Here is a 20,575-nt window from a genome sequence, read left to right on the forward strand (position 1 = left end):
TTACCGAAGTTTCAGTGTCGCTAAACCAATTAGCACGAAAATTAAAGACAATATCCAAAAGCGCACGATAACTCGTGGCTCTGGCCACCCTTTTAGCTCGTAATGGTGGTGAATAGGTGCCATACGGAAGACTCGTTTGCCTCTAAGCTTGTATGAGCCAACCTGAAGCATGACCGACACGGTTTCCATGACGAACACACCACCCATAATGAACAGCACCAGCTCCTGACGAACCAGAATGGCAATGATGCCAAGTGCAGCTCCAAGCGCCAGCGAGCCAACATCGCCCATAAATACCAGTGCCGGATAGGTGTTAAACCAAAGGAAGCCAAGACCGGCTCCCACAATAGCGGCACAAACAACCAGTAATTCTGCGGTTAGTGGTAAATAAGGAATTTGTAAGTAATCGGCGAAGTTCACATTACCGGAGGCGTAAGCAAAAATACCTAGCGCCGCTGCCACCATAACGGTCGGCATAATGGCCAAACCGTCCAGGCCATCGGTTAAGTTCACCGCATTACTGGTTCCCACCATGACAAAGTAGGCCATAAGAATGTAAAGCATGCCCAGCTGCGGCATGACATCTTTAAAGAACGGTACCAGTAGCGCAGTTTCAGCCCCCATGGTGCTGCTCCAATACAGGTATACCGCCGCTGCACTGGCAATAACGGATTGCCAGAAGTACTTCCACTTGGCAATGAGGCCTTTTGGATCTTTACGCACCACTTTACGGTAGTCGTCGATAAAGCCAATAATGCCAAAACCTGTTATGACCAACAGCACGACCCAGACATAACGGTTTTCTAAGTCAGCCCAGAGTAATGAAGAGCCAAGCACTGCCGCCAAAATTAAGACTCCCCCCATGGTTGGGGTTCCGCTCTTACTTAAATGACTTTGCGGGCCGTCGTCTCTTACGGTCTGCCCAATTTGCAGAAGCTGTAGACGACGAATTAATGTTGGACCTAACCAGAGCGATAGTACCAATGCCGTTAAGATGCTTAATATTGCCCTCAACGTTAGGTAAGAAAACACGTTAAACGCGCTTTCAAATTGCATTAGGTACTCAGCCAACCAAACTAACATGCGTGTTTATCCCCTATACTGCTGTGGCTCGCTACAGCGCTTTGCAACGCTGCTACGACGCGCTCCATGTGCGCAGACCGTGAGCCTTTAATCAGCACTGTGACCGGCTGCTTACTCTGTTGTTCTGTAAGTCTTTGTAAAATCGCCTGCACTAGGGCATCCAGTTGACTGAAATGCTTGCCTCCGTGACCATTAAACACTTCACTGGCGCTTTGGCTGAGTACACCCAGGCTGTATAAATTATCAATGCCCGTACCTATAGCATGCTCGCCTATTTCTTCATGATAAGCGCGGGCATCAGCCCCAAGCTCTCCCATGTCGCCCAAAACAAAAATTCGGTAACCGCTATAGCTGCCCAGTAAATCCAGCGCGGCTTTCGTTGAGGCAACACTCGCATTATAGGTGTCGTCAATAATGCGTAAGTGCTCACTAACCTTGATGGTGGTTAGGCGACCTTTAGCAGGTGTTACCCGCTCTAAGCCACTAATAATGTCAGCCAGAGAGACGCCTAGCTGATAAGCCGCAGCCGAAGCTGACAGCGCATTAAGTACATTGTGGCGGCCACTTAACTGTAAAGTCACAGCCTCGGCTTGGCCGTCAATATGCAAAGTAAAGGTTGGGTGGCCTTCATCGTTGAGTTGAATGCCTGTGGCATACACATCGGCTTGCTCGGACAAACCAAACGTCTGCCAGTGGTAATTAGCACACACTGACTCCCAGCTCGAACTGTAATTAGACTCAAGTGGGGTAATCGCCACTCCCTGGCTCCCCAGACCACGGAAAATCTCAGTTTTAGCGCGCGCAACACCGTGCACACTGCCAAAACCTTCAACATGCGCAGCGCTGACATTATTCAGTATTGCTACGTCAGGCTTAGTTAAGTTAGTGGTGTAGCCAATCTCCCCAGGGTGATTCGCACCTAACTCAATAACCGCGTATTTATGTTGTCTTTCTAGGCGTAACAATGTCAGCGGCACGCCAATGTCATTATTGAAATTACCGGCCGTCGCCAGAGTACTGTCCTTAAGCGACAGAATGGAAGACAGCATTTCTTTAACGGTGGTTTTTCCGTTACTACCGGTAATAGCAACGGTTTTCGGAGCCACTTCTGCTTTCACTGCCGCACCGAGCAGCCCCAGTGCATAGCGCGTATTTTCAACGACAATTTGGCTTAATTCGGTTTGTTGCGGCTTCTCAACAAGCAAGGCTTCAGCACCGCCTTTTCGGGCTTTCTCGGTAAATCGATGCGCATCGAAATTAGGTCCTTTTAACGCAATAAATAGCGCCCCGGTTAAGTCGTCACGCGTATCCGTTGATACCTTACTGATGGTTTTGTCTTCACCGACAAGACGTCCACCGACTTTCTCTGCTATCCAGGCTAAGGTTACAGAAATCATGCGCAGTCTCCTTGCAGCCAGTCGCTGACAACCGCTCGTTCGTTGTAATCAACACGTTGTGTGCCTATTACTTGATAATCTTCATGCCCCTTGCCAGCCAAAAGTACGACATCATCCTGCTGAGCTTCTTGCATGGCCCGGATCACCGCTTCCCGGCGCCCCGGCCATACTTTTACTTTGTCCTTTTCAGCAATGCCGGCAAGAATGTCATCAATAATCTGTTCACTGGGTTCAGTACGCGGGTTGTCGTCGGTAACAACGACAACATCGGCTGAGTCTGCCGCGACTTTCCCCATTTGCGGGCGTTTGCCCCGGTCTCTGTCTCCGCCACACCCAAACACACACCATAGTTTACCTTTGCAATGCAGTCGTAGCGCTCTTAGCACTTGGTCCAAAGCGTCCGGCGTGTGAGCATAATCGACAACCACTAAGGGCGAATGCTGATTGTGGAAGGCCTCCATACGCCCCGGCACTGGCATTAACTGTTTGCAGGCATTGGCTAAGCCACTTAGCTTGTACCCAAGAGAAAGCAACGTCGCTATCGCAGTTAACACGTTGTAGATATTGAAACGCCCTAATAGCGGCGTTTCTATTGCGTAAGACTGACCTTGCCAGCTCAACTCGAATGCCGAACCCTCTTCATGGAATTGCAGCCCTGACGCTTTTAAACTTGGCTCTAACGATGCGTCGTTTAATGTCACCCAAAGCTCGGCACCATGCTCTTTGTACCAGTTCGCCAATACCGCATCATCGGCATTTACAATTCGGTGTTGAACACCAAAGTCCGTAAATAGGCGTTGCTTTGCAGCAACATAATTGTCCATCGTACCGTGGTAATCCAGGTGGTCACGACTAATATTGGTAATAGCGACAGCCGCAAATTGAAGGGCGTCTACCCGGCGCTGCACTAACGCATGCGATGACACTTCCATAGCCACCAACTCAGCACCTTCCGCTTTCAACGTAGCCAGCCGTTGTTGAATAGTAACCGCATCTGGTGTGGTATGACGCTCTGGTAACAGCCGCCCAATTAAGCCGCTTCCTGTTGTGCCAATAACGGCAGACTCCTTACCCAAGCGTTGAGCAAGTTGCGCAATAATATGAGTGACTGATGTTTTGCCGTTAGTACCGGTAACGCCGATAACGGTCATACCTTTTGACGGGTGCTCGAAGAAGTTTCCGGCAATTTCAGACAGATGCTCACGAACCCCACTAAAGCCGATAACAACGGCACCTCGCCGCTGCTCTACCGCTAAGCCCGGAGACTCAGCAATCACCGCAACAGCGCCCTGGTCGATAGCCGCGTCGATATAAGCACGACCATCGGTTTCGTACCCGGGTATTGCAATGAATAAATCACCGTTAGCGACCTGACGGCTATCCAGTTTTACGCCCGAGACGGTCACATCTGGAATATTTAATGATGCAGGCAACATATTTAGAAGTTCAGAAAGCATTTTCATTGCTGACCTCCAAAGCCCGCTGCGCGAATTTCTGTGTCATCCGGGTTGTCCGGCGGCACGTTCAACAAGCGCATGGTTTGCGCGACGATATTTGAGAATACAGGGGCAGCTGCGGTGCCACCGTAATAGTCATCCGTTCCCGGCTCGTTTATTGTCACAACAACCACTACTTCTGGGTTGCTCACTGGCGCAATGCCGGCAAACAACGCGACATATTCATCACCATAACCACCCGTTGCTTTCGTTTTCCGAGTGGTACCGGTTTTCCCGGCAATTCGGTATCCCGGTACCTGAGCCTGTTTTGCAGTGCCGTCACGAACAACTTCTTCCATCATGTGCATGACGGCAAGCGTATTATCAGGATTAAAGACTTGCTCGCCTGGTAGCGGTGATTCTTGACGGAATATGGTCAGCGGTCGCTTCACACCACCGGAGGCTATAATACTGTAAGCTTTAGCTAGCTGTAGGGTCGTAACAGACAAGCCATAACCATAGGACAATGTGGCTATTTCAAACTCAGACCAACGACGCCGATCGCTCAACAGCCCCATCCCCTCACCCAGTAAGGCAACTCCGGTATCACTACCAAAGCCAGCATCCGCGTAGGTTTGTAGTAACGAGTCGACACCTAAGTCCAGCGCCATTTTCGTCACACCAACATTCGACGAGTGTTTAAGGACCTCTGTCAGGGTAAGCTCTCCGCGGTTACGCGGGTCACTCACGCGGCGTCCGCCCAAGCGCATCCAGCCCGGACTTGTATCAATAATGTCACCGGCTTTATGACGGCCGTTTTCCAGCGCACTCAGCACCACCAAAGGCTTGACCGTCGAGCCTGGCTCGTAGCTGTCGGTAATCGCCCGATTTCGCATTCTGAATGACTGCAAATCGGCACGATTGTTAGGGTTAAAGGACGGGCTGTTGACCATTGCCAGGATTTCACCAGTATCAACATCGAGTACAATAGCGGAGCCAGACGTTGCCTGGTTGTAGCGCACGGCTTTTTTAAGCTCTGTATAGGCAGTCGCCTGAATCCGCTGATCGATACTCAAGGTTAATTGTTTTGGTTGTTGCGCCTCTGTCTGGCTAATTTCCTCAACAACCCGCCCTTGCGCGTCCTTGCGGTAAACTCGCTTGCCCGGTTGTCCGGTCAAGTGTTCGTCATACAGTAACTCGAGTCCTTCCTGACCCTCACCATCAATATTTGTCAGACCCACTAAATGGGCAGCAATTTCACCGGTTGGGTAATAACGGCGAGACTCTGTTTTTAAATAAACGCCCGGAATTTTTAGCTGCTTGACGTAATCCGCTTCCGACGGTGTGACTTTTCGCTGCAAATAAACAAAGCGTTTGCTTGGATCATCGACTTTATCAACCAAGGCTTCGCGGTTCATTCGAAAGGTTTCTGCCAATGCCTGCCAGCGCCGGTTATCTGCCAACGCATTATGTTCATCAATACGTTTAGGGTCAGCCCAGACAGTTTCTACCGGGACGCTAACAGCAAGCTCGCGGCCGTGACGGTCGACAATACTGCCTCGCTGCACTGGCAAGCTATCAGAGCGTAAACTACGCATGTCGCCTTGCAAGGAGAAGCGTTCAGGGCTAACAACTTGTATATAAGCTGCACGCGCAACCAGAACGGAGAAAACACCGAACAGCACGGTCACTGCAATGTAAAAGCGCCAGCGAGTACCAGCCGGCTCAGTCCGCTTTTTACGCTTAGCCATTACCATGAGACCATAACCTCCGTTTCGGATGTTACGTCACGCATTCCAAGCTGCTGTTGAGCAATACGTTCAACCCGGCTGTGCTCTGTCAGTGCATTCTGCTCAATCACTAAATGTCGCCACTCGCGGTCAAGCGTGTCGCGGTAAGACAACAGATCATCACGTTCAGCTGTCAGCTGACGGTTCAAGTGAGCCACATAAACAATGCTTAGTGCGTTAAAAACGACCACCACGCCCAGTAGCACAACCCACTTATGCTGCACTAAATCTTGCAGCACCATTTTGGTTAAGCTGGGATAGCGTTGTTTAGTCATGGTAGACCCTCCTTGCTATACGCAGCACTGAACTGCGTGCCCGAGGGTTTAGTGAGACTTCGTGTTTGCCTGGTTTTATGGCTTTACCCACTTTTTCTAATGACTTGTCTTTATTTATCTCGGCATCAGTAACAGGTAACCCGGCTGGTACATGCTTGCCTTCGCTGTGTTTGCGAATAAAACGTTTAACCAATCGGTCTTCCAGGCTATGGAAACTAATAACGACTAGACGTCCGTCTTGCTTTAGGGCCGCTAGAGAGGCTTCAAGCGCCTGCTCTATTTGTTCCAGCTCTTTGTTGACATGAATTCGAATAGCCTGAAATGTCCGCGTTGCCGGGTGCTTATGCTTTTCTTTTACCGGGCTGACACGGGCAATCATATCCGCCAGTTGTTTCGTGCGCACGAACGGCTCTTTCTCGCGATCCATGACAATGGCGCTGGCAATTTTTCGCGCAAAACGCTCTTCGCCGTATTCTTTAAGTACCCAGCTTATCTCATCTTTTTCAGCTCGGTTCAGCCATTCGGCGGCTGTTTCACCGCGCGTGGTATCCATTCTCATATCGAGTGGTCCGTCGCGCATGAAGCTAAAACCTCTCTCGGCATCATCGAGTTGTGGGGACGACACGCCAAGGTCGAATAAAATACCGGTAACTTTTCCGGTTAATTGCCGCTGTTCAAGTACCTGTTGCAGGTTTGAGAAAGGAGTGTGGATAATGTCAAAACGTGGGTCGTCTTGCAGTGTTTTAGCGGCTTCAATAGCTTGTGGGTCTTGGTCTAACGCAATAACCTGAGCGTCATTGCCTAGCTTTTCTAACAACGCACGCGTATGACCACCACGTCCAAATGTGGCGTCAATATAGGTGCCTGCTGTATCAGTCACTAAAGCGTTGATGGACTCTTCCAGTAGCACCGAAACGTGTTGCGGTGACGTTGTTATCATTATAGAGAGAAGTCTTCCAGTCTTTCGTTTAGGGTGAAGTCGCCCTCGCGCTCAACGTCCATATCCTGAGCCACTTGGTCATGCCAAGCGTCTTCATCCCACAGTTCAAATTTGTTCAGCTGACCAACCAACATAAGCTTCTTCTCGAGCCCTGCATGTTGTCTTAAAGGTGCTGATATCAGTAAACGACCGTTTTTATCCATTTCGCAGTCGTCTGCATGACCGAGTAACAACCGCTGCAAGCGGCGTTCTGCGGGGTTCATACTCGATAAACGGGTGAGTTTCTGCTCAATGATTTGCCACTCGGGAAGCGGGTACAACAACAGGCACGGTTGTTTAATATCAATCGTGCATACCATTTTCCCTTCACAGTCTAAAGACAAGGCTTGGCGATACTTAGCTGGGATTGCTAAGCGCCCTTTGCTGTCAAGACTGAGTGTTGTTGCTCCTCGGAACATGATCCCACCTGATCATTAAGATCCACTATTATCCACAAATCCCCACAATGTTACAGTCTAGGTTCCACTGTTTCCCACTGTCAAGAAAAAAACCGTTCTATTTGTCAGGGTTTCTGGCCGATAACAACTAAGCTATTGAAGAAACGTATGAAATAGCAGTGTTAGAGCCTGGGATTAATTTGTGTAATACTCAGGAGAGTCACATTTGAGGTAAATTCGCGCATGAAGCGTTTTTGGCTTTTCATTATTTTTAGCTTTGCTGTTGCCTGTACCGGTGTTATTTGGTTTGCCGAAAACCAACACGCTCAAACCGTAGAAGCCCGAAAGCGCACAGCAACCGAGCGCCTTGGCAAATTGCGTGCTGCGTTAGAGGGACAACTGAATTCCTCCTTAGTCACTGTGCGCGCTTTGCGAGCTGAAATTAAACTGTCTCCCAATATTTCTAATGCTCGGTTTAACGCGTTGATGACCGAGTTAATCACCCAAGATGTCCCCATCCGCCATGTTGCCTTAGCACCTGACCTGGTTATTCAATTTGTGCACCCATTGAAGGGGAACGAACAAGCTCTTGGTTTTCATTACAGAGAATCGCAAGCCCAGCTTGAGGGCGTACAAAAGGCCATTACAAACGGCGACGTTGTTATAGATGGCCCCGTCGAGTTAGTACAAGGCGGTTTAGCTTTAATTGCGCGAGCGCCCGTTGTTTTAGAAAACGACTTATGGGGTGTCATTGCAGTTGTTATTCAAATTGATGAGCTTATGGCTAACAGTGGCTTAAGCTCTGAACAAGGAGTTTACGCAACAGCATTAGCTAAACTCAATACGGTCGGCGACCGGGAATTTCAATTCGGCGATCCGTCTGTTTGGAAGAAAGATCATGTCTCTAGCGACGTCTCACTTTCCGCTGGGCAGTGGCTACTGGCAACAGCGCCGGTTGATGGAAATTGGGTCCCCAAAGGTTTCGTCTACTGGAGCATTGTCGTTTTTGGTCTCATATTGGCAGCCTTAATGAATGCCTTTATGTATTACCTTTTTTATACGCAAATGCGACTGCGCAAAGCCCTTACCATTATTGATGAACAAGCCAGCTTTGACTCACTCACACAGTTGCATAATCGACGCTCCTTTATTAGACACCTCAACCGTTTAACGGGCAAAGCGGCTAAATACAATCATTTCGCAATTCTATTTATCGACTTAGATCACTTCAAAGAGGTGAATGACAGCCTCGGGCATGACTCTGGTGATGAGTTATTAAAGGTGGCGGGCTCACGTTTAAGAAAAGAGCTTAGAGCGGAGGACTTTATCGCTCGTTTAGGCGGCGACGAGTTTGTTGTTGTCATTAACCGGCTGAAATCAAAAGACGTTATTGACCAATTAGCTCTGAAACTAAATAACGCGTTGAATAAACCCTTTGCGTTAAGTCATAGCCAAGTGCAAACCTCATGCAGTATCGGCGTTGCACTTTACCCAGACGATGGCCTGACTACCGAGCAGTTACTTAAAAATGCCGATTTGGCGATGTATGCAGCGAAAGAAGCTGGGCGACGCACGCACTACTTCTTCAATGAAGAGCTTCGCAGGCGTTCGGAGCACCAGAGCTCAATACATAACCGTATGCGAGCAGGGTTGAAAAACCGTGAGTTTCGTTTGGTGTATCAGCCTATCGTTAATTTTGGTAACGGCAAAGTTGAAAAGTGTGAAGCTCTGCTGCGATGGACAGACGACAACGGTAATGTCATATCCCCTGCGGAATTTATCCCGGTTGCCGAAAGTACCGGTTTAATACACGAACTTGGTCAGTTTGTTTTAGAGCAAGCCTGCGCTGATTGGAATTTACTGCAGAGCAACGACATTCATATAGGCTTGTCCATTAACCGCTCCGAACGGGAGCTTAATGATTTAAATGCCGCCAAACAATGGCTTGAATGTATTAGTCAGCACCAGTTACCGGCGGACAAAGTGACCTTTGAAATTACTGAGTCACTGCTAATGAGCAATAAACAGCGACAGATTCACATTCTGCATTACTTGCGTTCAAACGGCGTTAAAATTGCGATTGATGACTTTGGGACTGGCTACTCCAGTATCAATTACCTTCAGCGTTACCCGGTTGATTACCTGAAAATTGATCGGAGCTTTCTGAACCACGCACCTGGCGATAGAATACAAGTTGCCTTGACTGAGGCATTGCTGCGAGTGGCCCGCGCATTAGATATTGATGTGATTGCCGAAGGCGTTGAAAACAAAGAGCAATGGGAGTTTCTCCAACACCAGAAATGCGACTTTGCACAGGGCTACTACATTAGTCCCGGCCTGGGTATTGAAGAGCTCACACGTTTCTTAAAACAGTGGCAATTTTAAAATAAGGGGAGAGTCGGCCGATAAGCCGGGTTCTGTCGTGGACAATCATTCATCTAGTGATCAGGTTGCCCTGATCCTCAAGCAGTCTACCCGGGTTCAACGCGGGCCGCGCCAATGAACCCCTATTTGACCTTGCTCCGGGTGGAGTTTACCGTGCCGCGAACTGTTACCAGCCGCGCGGTGCGCTCTTACCGCACCCTTTCACCCTTACCTGTGCTGCAAGCAGCCATCGGCGGTTTGCTCTCTGTTGCACTAGTCGTCGGCTTACGCCGCCCAGACGTTATCTGGCACCCTGCCCTATGGAGCCCGGACTTTCCTCCCCCTGTAAACAGGCAGCGATTGTCTGGCCAACTCTCCGGCGACGGATTCTACGCTGTGTGGCGCACTAACTCAATCGTTGTTTTTCTGACTTAACGCCCACTGGTACAATTCATTTTTTCGCTCACCATGAAGCTTCGCACTTAACGCCGCGGCTTTTTTCAAAGGCAGTTCTTCAAGCAGTATTTGCAACGTGCGTTTCGCATCTTCACCTGGACCAGAGGTGTCCTTAGGTGCCTGAAACGGCTCAACCAACAGAACCATTTCTCCGCGCTGCTGGTTTGGATCCTCGTTTAAGCGTGTTATGAGCTCCCCAGCCGAGCCTGTTAAATAAGTCTCGAATTGTTTGGTAAGCTCGCGCGCTAACACCACTTGCCGCTCGTCCTCGAAAATATCCGCCATCGCTTCCAGAGTGTGCAGTATTCGGTGTGGGCTTTCATAAAACACTAAAGTACGCGGTGTGTTCACCAAGCTCTCCAGCTTTGCTCGACGTTGTGCCGGCTTAGACGGTAAAAAACCCTCGAATTGAAAACTGTCGGTCGGCAAACCAGCCCCTGAAAGCGCCACTGTCAGCGCACAAGCTCCTGGCAACGAAGTGACTTTCACATTTTGTTTCCGACACAAACTTACCAGCGCATAGCCCGGATCACTAATTAACGGCGTGCCCGCATCAGAAACCAAAGCTATCGACTCACCATTTATCACCCGCTCAATCAGTTGTTCAGCTTTTGCTTTTTCATTGTGATCGTGAAATGCAAAGACAGGAACCTGTACGCCATAATGTTCCAGTAATTTACGAGTATGACGTGTGTCTTCCGCTGCAATTGCGTCCACTTCCTTAAACACCGTGAGTGCTCGTTCGGTAATATCCGAGAGGTTTCCAATTGGCGTAGGTACTATATAAAGGGTGCCTGGTTCCGACATAAAAGCGCCTTCGTTTGTGTCCATGTTCAATGCGGTTTATAGTATCACCGAATAGTCGTCAATGCGGAATCTTACTGTGTTTAAAGCGTATCGTTTTGTTTTTATCGCCATTATTGCCTGCTTTGCTCTGACACAATGTACGTCAGTGCCAAAACGCACCCAAACGCCACAAGAGCGACCGGATGTTCAGCAGCAGACGCTCGATTTAGAAGACGCAAAAAGCTCTGCTGACTGGCTGGAAGAAGCATGGCAGGCCCCCAATGATATCGCCAAGAACTCAGCATTAGTGCAGGCGGCGCTGACTCTTCAGGACGAGAAAGAATGGCAGAAATCGGCAGCGATACTTGCGCGCCTGGACAAAAACCAGCTGACTAATGACGCTAACCGTTATTTCCGACTGGCCAAAGGCCGTTGGTATGCACACAATCAACAGTGGCCTCAAGTTTACAAAACGCTAGAAGGGCTACCTGAGCAGTTCACTCAAAAAGAATATAAACGCCTAACTCTGGAATTACTTGCCTTTGCTGCTGGAGAACGGCATCAGTATTGGCAGGCACTGGCGTGGCAAGTAGAAGCTCAACGCTACTCCGACGAACCATCGCCTAATGCATTATGGCAAACAGCCAGTCAGGTGACACAATCGCAGTTGCCAGCGGAACGCCCTAGAGATCTCGTTTTAGCCGGTTGGTGGCGCCTAATCGATAACCATCATCAGGCAATGACGTCACCAAGCGCTTTTTCAGCGTTGTTAGACAATTGGCAAAACAGTTTTCCGAATCACCCTGCGCGTGAACGCGTCAACTCCTGGGTTAGCTCCGATAGCCAAAGCAATGAAGTCGACAAAAGTACAAATACAATCATTGCTGTTTTACTGCCATTATCCGGTCAATACGAAGCGCAGGGTCTAGCGGTGCGTGACGGCATTATTGCCAAAGTTAGTGAAACCAAGAGCTATGAGCTGGTTTTTATCGATACTCACCAGCTAAGCTTCGAAGAACAGCAGTCCAAGCTAGAAGAGTTAAAGCCAGCGGGAGTTATTGGTCCTCTGTTAAAAGGCTCTGTTACCGAATGGGTTCGACAGACAAGTTTAAATACTCCTCAGGTCTTTCTTAACCAAATTGATGCAGATACCTCAGAGGCGACGGCAAATAGCCACTCCATTTTCTTTGCGCTAAACCCTGAAACAGAAGCAGAGCAAGCGTCTGAGTTTATGAGCTCTGCATCGAGCCGAACGAAGCGTCCGCTGGTTTTGGCAGCGAATACCCCTGGTTCGCAACGCATGGTTGAGCGCTATAAAGAAAGCTGGTCAGGTATTAACGAGCCTTCGGTGAGCTTATTCAGCCAAAGGGACGACATGAAGTCGGCGGTGGAAGCATCGCTGGGACTCGTGGGCAGTAAAGAGCGAATTCGGGCAGTAAAAATTGCTGCAGGCAAAATCATCGTTGATGAGCAAGAGCGTAGCCGACGTGATATAAGTGGTATTTATTTGCCCGGAAACCTCCAACAAGTTCGTCTGTTAAAACCCTTTATTGATGTCAGCATTTCACCTTTTGCTGAACGTATTCCTGTTTATGGAACCTCGTCTGCACACGAGCTTACGAATCAACTTGGCGACAACGATCTCAACGGTCTTATATTTTCTGAAACACCTTGGTTAGTCCAGAACGGCGGCCAAAATGTTTTGCTAAACCAATGGCTTGACGCTCGTTCAGGGTGGGAGCTCTCACAAGCTCGTTTAGCCGCTATGGGTTACGATAGCGTCGACTTGTTACAACGTTTACCCATAATGCAACGTATGCCAGGAACACACTGGAAAGGTTTAAGTGGCGTTCTGAGTGTAGAAAACCAAGTCGTGAATAGACAGTTACAATGGGCTGCATTTAAAAACGGGAGTATCACCGTGCTAGAGGAGCAGCCCAATGCAGGAAAAAACAACCGGTAATAAAGCGGAGTCCATAGCGTCCGAGTTTCTGGCCAAGCATCAGATTAGCATTGTCGAGCGGAATTATCGTATTGACGGTGGAGAGGTCGACCTAATAGCCAGAGATAAAGACGTTTGGATATTTGTAGAAGTAAAGTATCGTGCAAATGAAAAGTTTGCGTCAATACTGGAACAAATAACGCCCCAACAATGTCGTAGAATTCGCTATACTGCGCGCCATTATTTAATGACTCATAATATAGATGAACATACCGCAGCAATAAGATTTGATGTTATTGGCATTAGCGGAGGTTCGCTTAACATAGAATGGATTAAGGACGCCTTTTAATAATGATGACTGACGAGTCTATTAAAGCGCTTTTTACACAGAGCATTCAAACCCAAATATCGGCTGTCGAAAGCCTCTCTGAAGACATGCTGGCAACCGTTGAGCTACTCGTTGGACATCTTCTGAACGGTCAGCGTGTTTTTATTTCCGGAACGGACACAAGTAGCTCACTGGCTGGTCATTTTGTCCACCTAATGACGGAAGGCATGAAATTAGAGCGTCCGCCTTTTCCGGTAATAAGTCTGACATCGAGCCCCAAAAAACAGCTTGCGGCACTCGGCCAGTCCGGCGATATCTTGCTCGTTATTGCGGATAGAGACTCCGATCAACTGACGGGTGTAATGGAAAGCGCAATTAGCCGGGAAATGATTATTATCGCACTGACCAGTGAAGGAAATGAGCTAGTGTCGGGCTTGCTGGGGCCAAATGACGTTGAATTGCGAGTGCCCAGTTTAAATGCAGCCCGAGTGCTGGAAACACAATTATTTATACTGCACAGCCTGTGCGAGCAAATTGAATCGACTATTTTTCCTGAGGAGCATTAAAATGATGAACCAAAGTCGTCATATTCTCATTGTAACAGCGCTTTGTTTAGCGTTTCTTCAGGGCTGTGCGGCCGTAGCAGTGGGAGCTGCTGCCGTGGGCGTTAGCTCCGCCAGCGACCCTCGCACTATCGGCACGCAAATCGATGATCAAACCATTGAAATGAAAGCTAACGCCAAATTAGGCAATCAGAAAAAGCTTAACGAAGCTCGCGTCATTGCAGTTAGCTACAACAACAATGTGCTTCTTATAGGACAAGCTCCAACAGAAGCGCTAAAGCGCCTCGCAGAAGACACTATTCGCGATACCAATGGCATTAATAATATATTTAATCAGATCCGTATTGGCTCTAAGGCTAGCCCAGGGGTTTTAGCTGGGGACAGCTGGATAACCAGCAAGATAAAACTTAAATTCGCCAGCAATGATGCTGTGCCAGCTACTAGCATTAAAGTAGTTACAGAAAATGGTGAAGTTTTCTTGTTAGGAAATGTCACTCAACAACAAGCAAATGCGGCTATCGACATTGCCAGAAATGTTGACGGTGTCGAGAGAGTCATCAAGGCATTAACGATTAAAGGTTAATGCCTTAGCTTACACTATTTGACGACTTTAAGATGGCCGCGTTTTTTCGGCTTATCTGAAGTGCTCTCACCGCCCTCTTTTGAAGCACTGTTTGACTCTTCGGCTTCATCATCAAGGTCAGGCATCTTATCAAGCTCTGGTTCCGCTTCGAACATGGCTCCAGCACCATTTTCACGAGCATAAATAGCCAATGCAGCTGTCATAGGAACAACAACCTGCATTGGTTTGCCACCAAAGCGAGCATTAAACCTGACTTCAGCGTCGGCTAACTGCAGCCCTTGTACAGCCGATGGTGATATGTTGAGAACAATCTGGCCATCGCTGACAAAGTTCTGAGGGACGACGGTACCTACTATGGTTGCATCAACCACCAAATGAGGAGTGAGCTCGTTGTCAACGATCCACTCATAGAGTGCTCGCAGTAAATAGGGACGTTTAGGTGTCATCATTACTTCCTCCACCTTTGAAGCGATTAGGCATTAATTAGCCGCGTGCAAGTTCTCTTTCAGCTTCGGTTAACGAGTCCTGGAAAGTCTTCCGTTCGAATAAACGAACCATATATTGCTTAATCTCTTTTGCGCCCTGACCGTCTAACTCAATACCATAAGCTGGTAAACGCCAAAGTAGCGGTGCCAGGTAGCAATCAACCAAGCTAAACTCTTCACTCATGAAATAAGGCGCGTCGGCAAAAACAGGCGCCAAAGAGAGAATGCCTTCTTTCAATTCCTGTTTCGCTTGTGCGTCGCCTTTGGCAATTTTATCTGCCAACGAGTACCAATCTCTCTCGATACGGTACATCATTAAGCGGCTAGTGCCTCGTGCGACAGGATAAACAGGCATAAGCGGCGGATGTGGGAAACGCTCATCCAAATACTCCATGATGATTTGTGCGTTATATAGCACTAAGTCACGGTCAACAAGCGTTGGTGCCGCTTCAGGATAAGGGTTAAGCTGCAATAGATCTTCCGGGGTGTAGTCTTCCGTCACGAATGTGATTTCAACACCGACACCTTTTTCAGCTAAAACCAAACGCACCTGATGACTTTTTAAATCATCTTTTCCTGAATATAACGTCATTACTGAGCGTTTATTTGCTGTTACAGCCATTCCTTTCTCCAGATAATATCAACGGCAAAAGGGTGGCAAGCCACCCTTTTAAACTCCGCTTTTGCGGACAAACAGACCTAATTACTTAAGATCTTTCCAAAACTCTTTTTTCAAGAACCAGGCTAAAAGCGTAAATATAAGTAGGAATCCGAATACAAACCATCCAATACGACGTTGCTCTAATAGCATTGGCTCGCCCATGTAAACCAGGAACGAGGTCAAATCAAGCGCCGCCTGATCATATTCGCTCTCTGATAAGCGACCGCTACCATCGGTTTTAATTCCTACATAAACGTCCTTCATCTTCCCGTCGATCATACGTTCTTCGTATGTTTTCTCCGGTACACCTTGAAGCTCTTGCAATACGTGCGGCATGCCCACATTCGGGAACACGGCATTATTCACACCAAACGGACGGCTGTCGTCTGTATAGAACGAACGCAGATACGTATATATCCAATCCGCTCCACGTACACGAGCCACGTTGGTTAAATCCGGTGCTGCAGTGCCGAACCAGTTAGATGCTGCTTCGGTGCTCATATTATTGGTAATACGATCACCCGCTTTTTGACCAGTAAACTGCAGGTTTTCTTCACCCAGCTCCTGTGGAATGCCAAGATCTTCAAAGGTTCGGTTATAACGATGATACTGCAATTGGTGACAACCCAAGCAGTAGTTCATGTATAACTGTGCGCCACGTTGCAGTGATGCTTTATCGTGCAGGTCAACCTCAGCTTCGTCCAAAGGTACGGTTGGACCCGCCGCGAAAACCAGCGACGGGACCAAAGTCATAAGAGCGATTAACAATTTTTTCATTTCGACGTCACCCTTTCTGGAACCGGTTTCGTCTTCTCACGTTTACTGTAAAACCACAGTAACCCGAAGAAAGCGAAGTATAGGAACGTAAATATTTGCGCAAAAATAGTCGCTACAGGCGTCGCTGGCTGAGTACCTAAATAGCCAAGCACAATGAAGCTAATCGCAAATACGGTTAAGTTCAGTTTGTGCAATACGCTACGGAAGCGAATTGAGCGAACTTTACCACGATCTATCCATGGCAACAGCGCCAGGAAAACAATCGCTGCGAACATTAAAATAACGCCGAATAACTTGTCGGGTACCGCACGCAAAATTGCGTAGAACGGAGTGAAATACCAAACAGGCGCAATATACTCTGGTGTCTTCAGAGGGTTCGCTGGCTCAAAGTTTGGTGGCTCCAGGAAAAATCCGCCCATTTCCGGATTAAAGAAAATGACGTAGCAGAAAACAAACAGAAACACACCGAAACCGAACATATCTTTAATAATGTAATAAGGAAAGAACGGTATTGAGTCGACAATGTCTTTCTTACTTGTAAAGCGCTCGTGAAATTTGAACTTCGGCTTTTCTTCATCTGGCACTGTGCCTTTTGGCTTTTTGGTATCAACACCGTCGGGGTTGTTCGAACCAACCTCGTGCAGCGCAACAATGTGTAAAAACACCAAAATAACCAACACTAAAGGCAAGGCTATAACGTGCAGTGCAAAGAATCGGTTCAGGGTTGCGCCGGAAATAACGTAGTCACCACGAATCCATAATGTCAGGTCATCACCAATAACCGGAATAGCACCAAACAATGAAATGATTACCTGTGCGCCCCAGTAGGACATTTGTCCCCAAGGCAGCAAGTAGCCCATGAAGGCTTCCGCCATTAGCACCAAGAAGATAAACATACCGAACAGCCAGATAAGCTCACGTGGCTTCTGGTAAGAACCGTACATCATGCCGCGGAACATGTGCAGATAGACCACGACAAAGAATGCGGAAGCACCGGTTGAATGCATGTAACGCAATAACCAACCGTATTCGACGTCACGCATAATGTATTCAACTGACGCAAAAGCACCTTCAGCACTTGGCACGTAATTCATGGTCAGCCAAACACCAGTCAGTATTTGGTTAATAAGAACTATCGTCGCCAAAAAACCAAATACATACCACATATTGAAGTTTTTTGGAGCTGGGTACTGCGCCAGGTGGATGTTCCAAGTTTTTGTCATCGGGATGCGAGCATCCATCCACTCTACGAATCGCTTAAACATTATGCTTGCCCCTTATCTTCACCCACCAAGATGGTGTTCTCGTCGACAAAGTAATGCGGCGGTACAACCAAGTTTAATGGTGCAGGAACGCTCTCGAATACACGTCCAGCGATATCAAACTTAGAGCCGTGGCATGGGCAGAAAAAGCCGGATTCCACGCCTTCTACGTGTTCGCCCATTCCGCTCGGCAGATAAGATGGAGAACAGCCAAGGTGAGTACAAATACCGACCGCAACAAAGAACTCTTCTTTTATTGAACGGTATTTATTCTGTGCGTAAGGAGGCTGTTGTGGCTCTTCTGAATTTGGGTCGCGAAGGTTGTCTTCAATTTTGGACAGCCCATCGAGCATTTCAGGTGTGCGGCGAACAACCCATACAGGTTTACCACGCCACTTCACACGAATTAGCTGACCCGGCTCAGCTTTACGAATATTCACTTCTACAGGTGCGCCCGCGTTTTTCGCTTTCGCACTCGGGTTCCACGACGCTATGAAAGGAACGGCGACACCCACCGCACCAGCGCCGCCAACCACTGAGGTTGCGACAGTCAAAAAACGACGGCGACCTTTATCTACAGGCGCATTGCTCATCCATCTATTCTCCAGTTTTGGACGCTTCACGGTTCATTGCCGCGAAGTCGGAATTAGCTGCTGCTTTTGTCCGCTTTAGCGGATCACAGAAAATGCTTTGAGATAATAAAGAAAAGACACACTTTTTACAAGAGTAATGCGTCGAGAACTGAGGTATAACTCTATTGGAATAGGCATAAAAAAACCCAGCCGAAGCCGGGTTTTTGACACCACACAAAAAGCGAATTAACGCTTCGAGAATTGTGGGCGTTTACGTGCTTTATGCAAGCCGATTTTCTTACGTTCAACCTGACGTGCGTCACGAGTAACGTAACCTTCTTTACGCAACGCAGGACGCAGCGCTTCGTCGTATTGCATTAATGCACGCGTGATACCGTGACGAATAGCACCAGCCTGACCGGTAGTACCACCACCGCTTACAGTGATGTAAAGGTCAAACTTCTCAGTCATCTCTACAGCTTCTAATGGTTGACGAACAACCATTTGTGCCGTTTCACGACCGAAGTATTCGTTCAGTTCACGTTGATTAATTTTGATGTTGCCGCTACCCGGACGCAAGAATACGCGAGCCGTGGAATTTTTGCGACGACCAGTACCGTAGTATTGATTATCTGCCATAGTGTTCTTGCTCCGTATTATATATCCAGTTGTTTCGGCTGTTGAGCATTATGATTATGCTCAGCACCTGCGTACACTTTCAGTTTACGGAACATGGCACGACCCAATGGACCACGGGGTAACATACCTTTAACCGCTTTCTGAATGACCATTTCTGGTTTCTTAGCAATCAGTTTTTCAAAGCTGATTGATTTGATACCACCCGGAAATCCAGTGTGCGAGTAGTACATCTTGTCCTGAGCTTTGTTACCAGTTACAGCAACTTTCTCAGCGTTAACAACAACGATGTAATCGCCAGTGTCTACGTGAGGAGTGTACTCAGGCTTGTGCTTGCCGCGCAGGCGACGAGCGATTTCAGTAGCTAAACGACCTAAAGTTTTGCCTTCAGCGTCTACTACGTACCAGTCGCGTTTTACCGTTTCTGGCTTGGCTACAAATGTTTTCATTGTATAAAACCTACATTTTAAAAGTTCACGGACAGTAATTCCGGGCTTCCCCGCGAATCACAACAATAAAATAATGAATAAAATCATTAGTTTACTTGCTGCAACCATTACTCAACCGAAGTTAACGTAATGGACTGTAACGTGGGCTGCGCGGATTATAGGAAAAATGCGGTCAAAGATCACGCATTTTTTGAAATTTATGCTTTGTGTTCCATCGCTAAATATTCACGGCTTTGCATTTCCTGCAAGCGACTCACGCAGCGGCGGAACTCAAAACTCAGCTGCCCTTCGGTATAAAGGGACTCGATGGGTACTTCCGCAGACAAAATAAGCTTCACTTTGCGTTCATAAAATTCATCCACTAACGCGATAAAGCGTCGAGCAATATCGTCTTTACCTGCCCCCATTTGCTCGACATTGCTGACTAAAACGGCATGATAAAGCTGCGCTATTTCCATATAGTCATTTTGGCTGCGGGCCGTTTTACAGATATCTCTGAAGTCAAAGAAAACAACGTCATCACATTCGGCCCTCACGGCAATTTTCCGACCTTCAATGTCAATGCTGTCAGATTCATACTGGTCACGACACTCTGGTGCTAAATCTTTAAAGTACTGCCACAAGTTTTCATCGGCTTGAGGGTCTAACGGCGAGTGGAAAATCTCGGCTTGTGTCAGTGTACGCAGGCGATAGTCAATACCGCTATCGACATTCACTACCTCACAGTTGGCCTTTATCAGTTTTATTGCCGGAATAAAGCGGGCCCTTTGCAGGCCGTTTTTATAGAGATCATCTGGGACAATATTTGACGTTGCGACTAAAATTACTCCTCGCTCGAACAAATATTCAAATAACGTTCCGAGCAGCATTGCGTCAGTAATGTCCTGTACAAAGAACTCATCAAAACAAACAATTTGAGTTTCGTCTGCAATTTTATCGGCAATAATTTTTAGGGGATCGCTTTTCTGGTCTAATTGCTTTAACTCATTGTGAACGCGGTGCATAAATCGATGAAAATGAATACGCCACTTCGCATCAATTGGTAAACTTTCAAAAAAAGTATCCACCAAATAGGTTTTGCCACGCCCGACACCGCCCCAGAAATACAGTCCCTTAGGTTTAACAGGAGCTTTTGATAACCAGCGTTTAAGTGCTGGAAGCTGCTGATAGTTATTCCAGGCAATGAGTTCTTCGTAAAGTCTTTGTAAATGCTCGACAGCGTTAAGCTGTGCCGCATCCTCTGAAAAACCATTGTGCTCAATGTCATAACGATAACGATCAATTGGCGACATTTGCTGTTGCGGCACTACCACTTCACCTCAGTTGCGATTATCCTAATAAATAATATGTTAT

The 20,575-nt window shown here is 47.7% G+C and carries 21 protein-coding genes and 1 other RNA gene; 5 read left to right on the top strand and 17 right to left on the bottom strand.

Annotated elements, in window-relative coordinates; translation table 11 throughout:
• Genes mraY through mraZ form a run of 7 tightly spaced genes read right to left on the bottom strand, consistent with a single transcriptional unit; the run spans position 1 to position 7,379 of the window.
• Positions 1-1,083, bottom strand: coding sequence for a phospho-N-acetylmuramoyl-pentapeptide-transferase (gene mraY / locus B3850_RS01925; RefSeq protein ID WP_053953041.1), 1,083 nt, complete (start codon positions 1,081-1,083; stop codon positions 1-3).
• Positions 1,077-2,480: a UDP-N-acetylmuramoyl-tripeptide--D-alanyl-D-alanine ligase gene (locus B3850_RS01930; protein WP_286874201.1), complete on the bottom strand. Its 1,404-nt coding sequence runs from the start codon at positions 2,478-2,480 to the stop codon at positions 1,077-1,079. The genes mraY and B3850_RS01930 overlap by 7 nt, the downstream gene beginning before the upstream one ends.
• Positions 2,477-3,943, bottom strand: coding sequence for a UDP-N-acetylmuramoyl-L-alanyl-D-glutamate--2,6-diaminopimelate ligase (gene murE, locus B3850_RS01935; protein ID WP_286911304.1), 1,467 nt, complete (start codon positions 3,941-3,943; stop codon positions 2,477-2,479). Before murE ends, B3850_RS01930 begins: the two co-directional genes overlap by 4 nt.
• Complete coding sequence (locus B3850_RS01940; RefSeq protein ID WP_053953044.1) at positions 3,940-5,673, bottom strand: peptidoglycan D,D-transpeptidase FtsI family protein; 1,734 nt, start codon at positions 5,671-5,673, stop codon at positions 3,940-3,942. The genes murE and B3850_RS01940 overlap by 4 nt, the downstream gene beginning before the upstream one ends.
• A complete protein-coding gene (ftsL, locus tag B3850_RS01945; protein WP_053953045.1) occupies positions 5,667-5,981 on the bottom strand; it encodes a cell division protein FtsL in 315 nt (104 codons plus the stop codon). The genes B3850_RS01940 and ftsL overlap by 7 nt, the downstream gene beginning before the upstream one ends.
• The gene (gene rsmH / locus B3850_RS01950) at positions 5,974-6,921 is read right to left on the bottom strand and encodes a 16S rRNA (cytosine(1402)-N(4))-methyltransferase RsmH (RefSeq protein ID WP_286874192.1); all 948 of its coding nucleotides are present in this window, start codon (positions 6,919-6,921) and stop codon (positions 5,974-5,976) included. Before rsmH ends, ftsL begins: the two co-directional genes overlap by 8 nt.
• Complete coding sequence (mraZ, locus tag B3850_RS01955) at positions 6,921-7,379, bottom strand: division/cell wall cluster transcriptional repressor MraZ (RefSeq protein ID WP_053953047.1); 459 nt, start codon at positions 7,377-7,379, stop codon at positions 6,921-6,923. Before mraZ ends, rsmH begins: the two co-directional genes overlap by 1 nt.
• 222 nt (positions 7,380-7,601) lie before the next feature.
• On the opposite strand from mraZ, the gene B3850_RS01960 reads away from it, so the two are divergent.
• The gene (locus B3850_RS01960) at positions 7,602-9,743 is read left to right on the top strand and encodes a putative bifunctional diguanylate cyclase/phosphodiesterase (RefSeq protein WP_286911305.1); all 2,142 of its coding nucleotides are present in this window, start codon (positions 7,602-7,604) and stop codon (positions 9,741-9,743) included.
• Between the two features lie 5 nt (positions 9,744-9,748).
• On the opposite strand, the gene rnpB is transcribed toward B3850_RS01960, so the two are convergent.
• An RNA gene (gene rnpB / locus B3850_RS01965) (RNase P RNA component class A) lies at positions 9,749-10,098 on the bottom strand.
• Between the two features lie 35 nt (positions 10,099-10,133).
• The gene (gene rsmI / locus B3850_RS01970) at positions 10,134-10,985 is read right to left on the bottom strand and encodes a 16S rRNA (cytidine(1402)-2'-O)-methyltransferase (RefSeq protein ID WP_053953243.1); all 852 of its coding nucleotides are present in this window, start codon (positions 10,983-10,985) and stop codon (positions 10,134-10,136) included.
• Positions 10,986-11,061: 76 nt separating this feature from the next.
• Between rsmI and B3850_RS01975 the strand changes: the two genes are divergently transcribed.
• From B3850_RS01975 to dolP, 4 genes are read left to right on the top strand one after another with little or no spacing between them, the layout of a single operon-like run.
• Positions 11,062-12,927, top strand: a complete 1,866-nt coding sequence (locus B3850_RS01975) for a penicillin-binding protein activator (protein ID WP_053953049.1) — start codon at positions 11,062-11,064, stop codon at positions 12,925-12,927.
• Complete coding sequence (locus tag B3850_RS01980) at positions 12,905-13,255, top strand: YraN family protein (RefSeq protein ID WP_053953050.1); 351 nt, start codon at positions 12,905-12,907, stop codon at positions 13,253-13,255. The genes B3850_RS01975 and B3850_RS01980 overlap by 23 nt, the downstream gene beginning before the upstream one ends.
• Before the next feature lie 2 nt (positions 13,256-13,257).
• Positions 13,258-13,800 carry an SIS domain-containing protein gene (locus B3850_RS01985; RefSeq protein WP_235443953.1) on the top strand — a complete coding sequence of 181 codons (543 nt, stop codon included), beginning with the start codon at positions 13,258-13,260 and terminating at the stop codon, positions 13,798-13,800.
• Between the two features lies 1 nt (position 13,801).
• Complete coding sequence (gene dolP / locus B3850_RS01990; protein ID WP_235443954.1) at positions 13,802-14,380, top strand: division/outer membrane stress-associated lipid-binding lipoprotein; 579 nt, start codon at positions 13,802-13,804, stop codon at positions 14,378-14,380.
• Between the two features lie 14 nt (positions 14,381-14,394).
• On the opposite strand, the gene B3850_RS01995 is transcribed toward dolP, so the two are convergent.
• From B3850_RS01995 to zapE, 8 genes are all read right to left on the bottom strand, one after another.
• Positions 14,395-14,826, bottom strand: a complete 432-nt coding sequence (locus B3850_RS01995; RefSeq protein WP_053953246.1) for a ClpXP protease specificity-enhancing factor — start codon at positions 14,824-14,826, stop codon at positions 14,395-14,397.
• A 37-nt stretch (positions 14,827-14,863) separates the two neighbouring features.
• Positions 14,864-15,487: a stringent starvation protein SspA gene (gene sspA, locus B3850_RS02000; protein ID WP_053953051.1), complete on the bottom strand. Its 624-nt coding sequence runs from the start codon at positions 15,485-15,487 to the stop codon at positions 14,864-14,866.
• 81 nt (positions 15,488-15,568) lie between these two features.
• Positions 15,569-16,303, bottom strand: a complete 735-nt coding sequence (locus B3850_RS02005; RefSeq protein WP_053953052.1) for a cytochrome c1 — start codon at positions 16,301-16,303, stop codon at positions 15,569-15,571.
• Positions 16,300-17,568: a cytochrome b gene (locus B3850_RS02010; RefSeq protein WP_053953053.1), complete on the bottom strand. Its 1,269-nt coding sequence runs from the start codon at positions 17,566-17,568 to the stop codon at positions 16,300-16,302. Before B3850_RS02010 ends, B3850_RS02005 begins: the two co-directional genes overlap by 4 nt.
• Positions 17,568-18,158, bottom strand: coding sequence for a ubiquinol-cytochrome c reductase iron-sulfur subunit (gene petA / locus B3850_RS02015; protein ID WP_053953054.1), 591 nt, complete (start codon positions 18,156-18,158; stop codon positions 17,568-17,570). Before petA ends, B3850_RS02010 begins: the two co-directional genes overlap by 1 nt.
• Positions 18,159-18,383: 225 nt before the next feature.
• Positions 18,384-18,776 carry a 30S ribosomal protein S9 gene (gene rpsI, locus B3850_RS02020; protein ID WP_053953055.1) on the bottom strand — a complete coding sequence of 131 codons (393 nt, stop codon included), beginning with the start codon at positions 18,774-18,776 and terminating at the stop codon, positions 18,384-18,386.
• Positions 18,777-18,793: 17 nt separating this feature from the next.
• The gene (rplM, locus tag B3850_RS02025; RefSeq protein WP_053953056.1) at positions 18,794-19,222 is read right to left on the bottom strand and encodes a 50S ribosomal protein L13; all 429 of its coding nucleotides are present in this window, start codon (positions 19,220-19,222) and stop codon (positions 18,794-18,796) included.
• A 197-nt stretch (positions 19,223-19,419) separates the two neighbouring features.
• Positions 19,420-20,514: a cell division protein ZapE gene (gene zapE / locus B3850_RS02030; RefSeq protein WP_053953247.1), complete on the bottom strand. Its 1,095-nt coding sequence runs from the start codon at positions 20,512-20,514 to the stop codon at positions 19,420-19,422.
• Between the last annotated feature and the right edge of the window lie 61 nt (positions 20,515-20,575).

This window comes from Idiomarina sp. UBA4520, assembly GCF_002388365.1.
GTDB lineage: Bacteria > Pseudomonadota > Gammaproteobacteria > Enterobacterales > Alteromonadaceae > Idiomarina > Idiomarina zobellii.